The organism is Parafrankia sp. Ea1.12 (genome assembly GCF_900465275.1).
Classification (GTDB): Bacteria; Actinomycetota; Actinomycetes; order Frankiales; family Frankiaceae; genus Parafrankia; species Parafrankia soli.
Window position 1 is genome coordinate 1 of record NZ_UBIZ01000375.1, and the last position, 714, is coordinate 714.

At 68.1% G+C, this 714-nt stretch carries 1 pseudogene; it reads right to left on the reverse strand.

From position 1 onward, the window contains the following. Positions 1-10: 10 nt before the first annotated feature. Positions 11-714 (reverse strand): annotated as a pseudogene (locus FMEAI12_RS21395) (IS5 family transposase); the annotation flags it as partial.

The following is a 714-nucleotide window of genomic DNA, read 5'->3' on the forward strand; positions in this document are numbered from 1 at the left end:
AGAGCGTGTCTCAGGTGGGGTGTGGGAGTTTCTTCCAGCAGGTGATCGCGGCGGCCAGGCAGAGGAATCCGAGGAAGTTACGGCCGTTGCGTTCGTAGCGGACGGTCAGCCGGCGGTAGCCGTCAAGCCACGCGATCGTTCGTTCGATCTTCCACCTGTGCCGGCCGAGACGTTCGGTGCTCTCCACCCCGCACCGGGCGATACGTACCGCGATACGACGCCTGCGCAGGAAACGACGCAGCTCCGGCTGGTCGTAGGCCTTGTCTGCCCGCAGCTTGTCCGGCCGGCGCCGCCGTGGCCCATGCCGGGAACGGATCGCCGGGATACTCGCGACCAGCGGGATGAGGACCTGGCTGTCATGCAGGTTCGCCGTGGAGACCGCCACGACCAGCGGCAGCCCGTCCGCGTCGGTCAGGACATGGATTTTCGAGCCCGGTTTGCCGCGATCGACCGGGTTCGGACCGGTCAGGCTTCCCCCTTTTTCGCGCGGAGACTGGCCGCGTCCACGATCACCGACGACCAGTCGACCTGCCCGGCCGCACCGTGCAGATCAAGGATCTTCCGATGCAGCCGGGGCCAGACACCCGCCCGGGTCCAGGCCTGGAACCGACGGTGCGCCGTGGGCACCGACACCCCGAACTCGGCCGGCAGATGCCGCCAGGCACACCCCGAGGTCAGCACGTAGACCACCGCGGTGAACACCGCCCGATCTTC